A 7208-nucleotide genomic window follows, 5' to 3' on the forward strand; every position below is an offset into this window, starting at 1 on the left:
GGCAGCCACCGGGCTGCTTTTTTTATTTCCGGCCAATGCGCGACTTACAGGCGCGCAATGTCTGCAATGGCAGTGAATTGCGCGTTGAGACGCCCCAACAAAGCGAGGCGGTTGGCGCGCACGGCCGGGTTCTCTGCGTTGACAAGCACGTTGTCGAAGAACGCATCCACCGGCGCCTGCAACTGTGCAAGACGTGCGAGCACCGCCGTGTAATCGCGACGCTCCAGCGGTCCTGCATTGTCGGCTTGCGCCGCTTCCAGCGCCTGTGCGAGCGCGCGTTCCGCATCGGCTTCGAAATGCGCAGGATCGACCCGCTCGCCAATGCTTTGCGCGCCGTGCTCTTCCTGCTGCTTGCGCAGGATGTTGGCCACACGCTTGTTGGCACCTGCAAGACTGATCGCCTCAGCGCGACGTCCGAATTCGACCACGGCACGCAAGCGATGATCGAAATCGACCAGACTCGCCGGTGCCACGGCCAATACGGCTTCATATTGTTCGGTGGTGAATCCCTGTTCGGCGTAATAACCGCGCAGGCGCTCGAGCACGAAGTCGTTGAGTTCGGACACCAATGCAGAACGGCGTTGACCGATATCGAAGGCCGGAATCTTGCCGTCTTTCCCCGGCTTTACGCCAGCAGCAAGCGCGGCGTCGGGCAGCAATTCCAACGCCTCGGTGAAAAGTGCTTTGTGATCGAGATCGAGTCCGCCTTCGATCAAGGTACGCGCAAGACCTAGCGCTGCGCGACGTAGTGCGAAAGGATCCTTGTTGCCGCTTGGCTTCAGACCGACGGCGAAAATACCTGCCAGCGTGTCGACGCGTTCGGCGACCGCGAGCACTTGTCCGACTTTGCCTTTGGCAATCGTGTCTCGAGCAAAACGCGGCTTATAGACGCTGTCCAGCGCCTCGGCCACGTCCGGCGATTCGTATTCGTGTTGCGCGTAGTAGCGCCCCATCACGCCCTGCAATTCCGGAAACTCACCCACCATGCGCGTCAACAGATCGCACTTGGCCAAGCTGGCAGCACGCGTTGCCAGGCCTGCATCCACGCCAACGCGATTGGCGGTAATACGGGCGAGATCGGCCACGCGCACGCTCTTGTCCCACAAACTGCCAAGCGCTTGCTGGTAGGTCACGCTCTTGAGCGCTTCCTGATAGCTGGCAAGCGGTGTTTTCAGATCTTCGTCCCAGAAGAATTTCGCATCGGCGAAGCGCGGGCGAATGACGCGTTCGTAGCCTTTGCGAATTTCGTTCGGATGCTTGCTTTCGACGTTGGCGACACCAATGAAGTGCTCGGTGAGCGCGCCCTGTGCGTCGAAAACCGGCACGAATTTCTGGTTGGCTTCCATCGTGGTCACCAACGCTTCCGGCGGCACGCTCAGGAATTCGCGTTCAAATGTGCAGGCGATCGCGACGGGCCATTCGGTGAGATTGGCGATTTCATCCAATAGCGCATCGTCCAGCCGCGGCGTGCCACCGGTCTGCTTTGCAGCATGCGCAACTTGATCGCGAATGCGTTGGCGACGTTCGGCGGGATCGGCAATCACCTTTGCCATGCGCATCGCGTCGGGCCAGCTGTCGGCATCGGCAACATGCACGGGTTGCGGATGCATGAAACGATGACCGCGCGATTTGCGACCGCTCTTGAGGCCGAGCACAACGCCATCGATGATTTCCGCGCCGTGTAACAGCACGAGCCAGTGCACGGGACGCACGAAGGTGTAATCGTGATCGGCCCAGCGCATGGGCTTGGGAATCGGCAGACCCTTGAGCGCCTCGTCGACAATCTCGGGAATCAGCTGGGATACCAACTGGCCAGGTTTCACGGTGCGAAAGACAAACCATGCACCTTTTTCGGTTTCCAGCTTTTCCAGCTGCTCGACGGTCACGCCACATGATTGCGCAAAACCGATCAGCGCTTTGCCGGGGTTGCCATCGGCATCCATGGCCGCGTTGACCGCGGGTCCACGACGCTCGAACGCTTGATCCGGTTGTGCAACCGGCACCTGTGGAATATGGACGGCCAAACGCCGCGGCGTGGCGAAGAGTTTCGCCTGATCCAACGGCGCTTCGATACCGCGCTTGCTCAGCCCGTCGCAGATGCCGCGCAGAAATGCTGCGCCCAGTTCATCCAGCGCCTTGGGCGGCAGCTCTTCCGTGCCCAGCTCGATGAGCAATGACTTGGCGGCGCTCATGCGGCCTGCTCCTTCTTCTTGTTCTTCAGACCCGGAAAGCCGAGCTTTTCACGCTGCGCGACATACGTTTCGGCAACGCTGCGCGACAGCGTGCGCACACGCAGAATGTAACGCTGGCGTTCCGTCACGCTGATCGCACGGCGCGCATCGAGCAGATTGAACGTGTGACTGGCTTTCATCACCTGCTCATAGGCAGGCAGCGGCAGGCCCACAGCGATGAGCTTATTGGCTTCGCTTTCGCACACGTCGAACCAACGCAGCAACTCCGCCACGTTGGCGTGTTCGAAGTTATAGGTGCTCTGCTCGACTTCGTTCTGATGGAACACATCGCCGTACGTCACTTTGCCGTGCGGGCCGTCGGTCCAGACGAGGTCGTAGACGTTGTCGACGTTTTGCAGATACATCGCAAGACGCTCAAGACCGTATGTGATTTCACCAGTCACCGGCCTGCACTCCAAGCCACCGGCTTGCTGGAAGTAGGTGAACTGCGTGACTTCCATACCGTTGAGCCACACTTCCCAGCCCAGCCCCCAGGCACCCAACGTGGGCGATTCCCAGTTGTCTTCCACGAAACGCAGGTCGTGCACCTGCGGATCGAGACCGAGTTCCTTCAATGAGCCGATGTACAGCTCGAGAATGTTCTCGGGATTCGGCTTCATCACCACCTGGTACTGGTAGTAATGCTGCAGGCGATTGGGGTTCTCGCCGTATCGGCCGTCGGTAGGCCGGCGCGAAGGCTGCACATAAGCGGCAGCCCATGGCTCGGGACCCAGGGCACGCAGGAACGTGGCGGGGTGGAAGGTGCCGGCGCCAACCTCGGTATCGAGAGGCTGCAGAAGCACACAACCCTGCGCCGCCCAGTAGCGGTTGAGGGTCTGGATCACATCCTGGAAAGTAGGTGCGGACATCGCTTTCCGTAACCGTGTGTAAAGCGCGTTAGTATAGCCGTAGCGCATCTTTTCGCTGTTTTCCGGCGATTAAAAGGCACGACGGGACCTACGCAGATGGCAGTAACCCCACAAATAGCCTCCTTGCTCGGCCGGCGTGGCCGGTTGTCGCTGGAAGACGTGCTTGCCGCGTTGGTGGTCGATGGCCATATTTCGGCCGATGGCGCCAAGGAGCTGAGACTAGGACATCGCGCGGGCCGCAGCACCGTGGACCTCCATCCATTGGTGGTCATCGCCAATGCGAAGTTCGTCAATCTGCGCGATCCGGGGCGCCCGCTCAGCCTGGAAGGTCTGACTGAATGGCTGGCCGGGCATGCGGGTCTGCCCTATCTCAAGATCGACCCGATGAAGATCAACGTGGGCGTGGTGACGCAGGTGGTGAGCCACGCCTACGCACAGCGGCATCGCATCTTGCCGGTCGCATCGGCACCGGGCGAAGTGACGTTTGCAACGGCCGAACCCTTCGACATGTCATGGGCCAAAGATCTTGCCCAGATGCTGCGTCGTGATGTGCATCGGGTCGTCGCCAGCCCGATCGATATCAATCGCTATCTGCAGGAGTTTTACGGCGTCCAACGCTCGATCCGCCTCGCGACCGATGCGAAGGCTTCCGACTCTTCATCAGCACTGCTCAACTTCGAGCAATTGCTGGAGCTTGGCAAAGCCGGCGAAGTCGGTGCTGACGATCGGCACGTCGTGCACATCGTGGACTGGTTGTTGCAGTACGCCTTTGAACAGCGTGCGTCGGATATTCACCTTGAACCACGCCGTGACGCCGGCATGATGCGATTCCGCATCGACGGTGTGATGCACAAAGTATTCGAGCTACCACCTGCAGTGATGACGGCGGTGACGTCACGCATCAAGATTCTTTCGCGCATGGACGTTGCCGAGAAACGGCGCCCGCAGGATGGCCGTATCAAGACGCGAGCGACTACGGGACGCGAAGTCGAGTTGCGTATCTCCAGCATGCCGACGGCATTCGGCGAGAAGCTGGTGATGCGTATTTTTGATCCGGAAATCGTTGCGAAGGACTTTTCGCAGTTGGGTTTTTCACCGTCGGAAGATACGTTGTGGCGTGGTCTGGTCGAACGTCCACATGGCATCGTGCTGGTGACCGGCCCTACGGGTTCGGGCAAGACGACGACGCTCTATTCCACGCTAAAACATCTCGCGACACCCGACATCAACGTCTGCACAGTCGAAGACCCGATCGAAATGGTGTCGCCGGAATTCAATCAGATGCAGGTGCAGGCGTCGATCGACCTCGATTTTGCAGCAGGCGTACGCACGTTGCTGCGACAGGACCCGGACATCATCATGGTCGGCGAAATTCGCGACCTTGAAACGGCGCAGATGGCGGTTCAGGCATCGCTGACGGGGCATCTGGTGCTGTCCACGTTGCACACGAACGATGCGCCCAGTGCGGTGACACGCTTGCTCGATCTAGGCGTACCGCACTATCTGATTCAATCGACACTTTCGGGCATCGTCGCGCAACGTTTGGTGCGCACGCTCTGCGCACATTGCAAGATCGAAGCGCAGCAGGATCCGCATGAATGGACGGTGCTGACGCACGGCTGGTCGATGCCTGTCCCAGAGCGCGTCTTTAAACCGGTCGGCTGCCTGGAATGCCGGAACACCGGGTTTCTCGGACGTACCGGCATTTATGAAATGATGGTCTTAAGCCCGCGCTTGCGTAGCATGGTGACTGCACAGCTCGATTTGATTCATTTCGGCAAGGCGGCCTTGAACGAGGGCATGCGGCCTTTGCGCATTTCCGCTGCGGACCAGGTCGCGCGTGGAGTGACCACGGTGCAGGAAGTGATGAACGTGCTACCGCCCGTCGAGCACACGGACGATTCGCAACCTTGACCGACCCTTATCCACCCTTTATTGCATCGCGCTCCATGAAACCTGTTCTGATCATTCGCACCGGCCAAGCACCGGACAACATTCGCGCACGGTTTGGTGATTTTCCGCATTGGTTCCGACTAGGCACGCAATTGGTGCCGCAACAGTTGCACGTTGTGAACGTCGCTGCGGGTGAAACACTGCCCGCTCCAGAAGAAGTCTCGGGGGCGCTGATTACCGGCTCGGCGGCAATGGTGACGGACAAGGCGCCATGGAGTGAACGGACTGCCGGATGGATTCGCAACGCGATGGACATCGACCTTCCGTTGCTCGGCGTTTGTTATGGCCATCAATTGATGGCGCATGCGCTGGGCGGCCGCGTGGACTACCTCACTGGCGGTCGTGAAATCGGCACGCTGCCCATCGAGTTGTTACCCGGCGCAGAACAAGACTCGCTGACTTCCCATCTGCCTGCGGTTTTTCGCGCGCACACCACGCATGAGCAGAGCGTTATGGAAGTCCCCGCGGGTACTCGCATACTCGCGCGCTCCGAGCGAGACCCGCATCATTTGCTTCGCTACGGCAAGAATGCAGTGAGCGTGCAATTTCACCCGGAATTCAACGCCGACGTGATGCGTGCGTACATCAAACGCAAACATCACGACATGCGGCGCGAGGGATTCGACCCGCATCATACGTTCCGGCAGGTCGCCGCGACGCCCAATGCGCGGCGCTTTCTGAAGATGTTCTCGAGACACCACGGCTTGAATCGCGGTCCGCGCTGATTTTCAGCGGTTACGCGGTGGCATCGGAAATGGCGTTACCTTCTGGCCATCTGCCGCATCGCGAATGGCGAGTGCACCTTTGCGTTCCACTTCTTCGATGCGAACAACGGCCTGCATCGGCAAGTGAAGCACACGCGTGTCTTTGAACTCGTCGCGTAGACGCTCTTCGGTCGGATCAACCACCAGGCCTTCACCCGCCGGCTCGAAAACTAGCTCGCCCACTTCGGTGAAGCCCCACAAGCCGCTCGACGCGACGTGGTGCGCGTAAAGCTCGTAGCACTTGCCCAGGTGCAGGAAGGTGACTTTGTAAAGTTTCTTATTGCGCATGGCACTATTCTAGCGACGCATGCGACGCATAATGGCGCCTCGTGATATCAGCGCGAACAGTGCGCCGAACAGGAATCCTGCAACGTGCGTCCACCAGGCATAACCGCCATAACTGGGGCCCACGTAGCTAAAGAGCAATTGCAGGAGCGCCCAGATACCTATCAACAAGAACGCGGGAACTCGCACGAATTCGAGATAGAAACCCAATGGCAAAACCAGACCCAGGCGCGCACGCGGAAAGAGCGATACATAAGCCCCGAGGATCGCGGAAACTGCGCCGCTGCAGCCGATGATGGGTCTGGCATCTCCCGGTAGCGAGACTGCACCGGCGAAGTTCGCCACCACGCCTCCCAGCAGGAAGAGCACTAGAAAGCGGACCGATCCCAATGTCCGCTCCGCTGGAACGCCAAAGATCATCAAGAAGAGCAAGTTGCTCAACAGATGCAGCCATTGGGTGTGAATGAACAACGCCGTGAACAAACGCAGCAATGCTGGATCGCGTAGCTGCTGCCAGACGGGCTGATGCGCGTCGAAGATATTGGCCGGAATCGTGCCCCACTCCAGCAGAAAGGTGTTGCGCCGGGGCGTCGGCATCAGCGCGAGCACGATGAAGGCAACGACACAAAGGCAGATCAGCAGTGTCGCCGCCCAATGCAATCGTGGCTGACGTCTGGTTTCAACGTTGACGAACACGGCTCTTCTCCTCGACGAGTGCATCGGTCGAGCTGATCCGATGACCAATCATAGGCGATTGGCGTGCCTCGATTCCGTTCGTCCAGTTGCACTTTCGGGCGCTCAATGTTCGAGCATCTTAGCGGGTGCCTGTCGTACGTTGCTTAAAGGTTTCCGTCCGGCACATCGCACAGTGAAGTTGTGCTGCGCAAGAAAAAACCCTCACCGAGAACGGTGAGGGTTTTAAGGATAAAGCCCCTGGCGGTGACCTACTCTTGCATGGGCAATGCCACACTACCATCGGCGCAGCTGCGTTTCACTTCCGAGTTCGGGATGGGATCGGGTGGGGCCACAGCGCTATAGCCGCCAGGGAAAGGGTTGAAGCAGCGCACGGGTGCGCCGGCTTCAAACTTTGAAGAGTCCAGCCATGG

Annotated in this window: 6 protein-coding genes and 1 rRNA gene; 2 read left to right on the plus strand and 5 right to left on the minus strand. The window is 59.3% G+C overall.

Annotated features, from left to right (window positions below; all coding sequences use genetic code 11):
• Positions 1-44: 44 nt before the first annotated feature.
• Together glyS and glyQ are read right to left on the minus strand one after the other, a co-directional pair.
• On the minus strand, positions 45-2192 hold the full coding sequence (glyS, locus tag EKH79_RS18635) for a glycine--tRNA ligase subunit beta (RefSeq protein WP_126675345.1): 2148 nt from the start codon (positions 2190-2192) through the stop codon (positions 45-47).
• On the minus strand, positions 2189-3100 hold the full coding sequence (gene glyQ, locus EKH79_RS18640; RefSeq protein ID WP_126675346.1) for a glycine--tRNA ligase subunit alpha: 912 nt from the start codon (positions 3098-3100) through the stop codon (positions 2189-2191). Before glyQ ends, glyS begins: the two co-directional genes overlap by 4 nt.
• A gap of 96 nt (positions 3101-3196) precedes the next feature.
• On the opposite strand from glyQ, the gene tfpB reads away from it, so the two are divergent.
• A complete protein-coding gene (gene tfpB, locus EKH79_RS18645) occupies positions 3197-5014 on the plus strand; it encodes a type IV pilus assembly ATPase TfpB (RefSeq protein ID WP_126675347.1) in 1818 nt (605 codons plus the stop codon).
• A gap of 35 nt (positions 5015-5049) precedes the next feature.
• A complete protein-coding gene (locus tag EKH79_RS18650) occupies positions 5050-5778 on the plus strand; it encodes a glutamine amidotransferase (RefSeq protein ID WP_126675348.1) in 729 nt (242 codons plus the stop codon).
• A gap of 3 nt (positions 5779-5781) precedes the next feature.
• Here the strand turns inward: EKH79_RS18650 and EKH79_RS18655 are convergent, their stop codons facing one another.
• The 3 genes from EKH79_RS18655 to rrf all read right to left on the minus strand — a co-directional run bounded on the left by EKH79_RS18655 (position 5782) and on the right by rrf (position 7148).
• Positions 5782-6105 (minus strand): DUF1820 family protein, encoded by a 324-nt coding sequence (locus EKH79_RS18655; RefSeq protein ID WP_126675349.1) that lies wholly within the window; start codon positions 6103-6105, stop codon positions 5782-5784.
• A 9-nt stretch (positions 6106-6114) separates the two neighbouring features.
• A complete protein-coding gene (locus EKH79_RS18660) occupies positions 6115-6798 on the minus strand; it encodes a rhomboid family intramembrane serine protease (RefSeq protein ID WP_233590396.1) in 684 nt (227 codons plus the stop codon).
• 235 nt (positions 6799-7033) lie between these two features.
• Positions 7034-7148: ribosomal RNA gene (gene rrf, locus EKH79_RS18665) — 5S ribosomal RNA — on the minus strand.
• Between the last annotated feature and the right edge of the window lie 60 nt (positions 7149-7208).

The organism is Dyella dinghuensis (genome assembly GCF_003977615.1).
GTDB lineage: Bacteria > Pseudomonadota > Gammaproteobacteria > Xanthomonadales > Rhodanobacteraceae > Dyella_B > Dyella_B dinghuensis.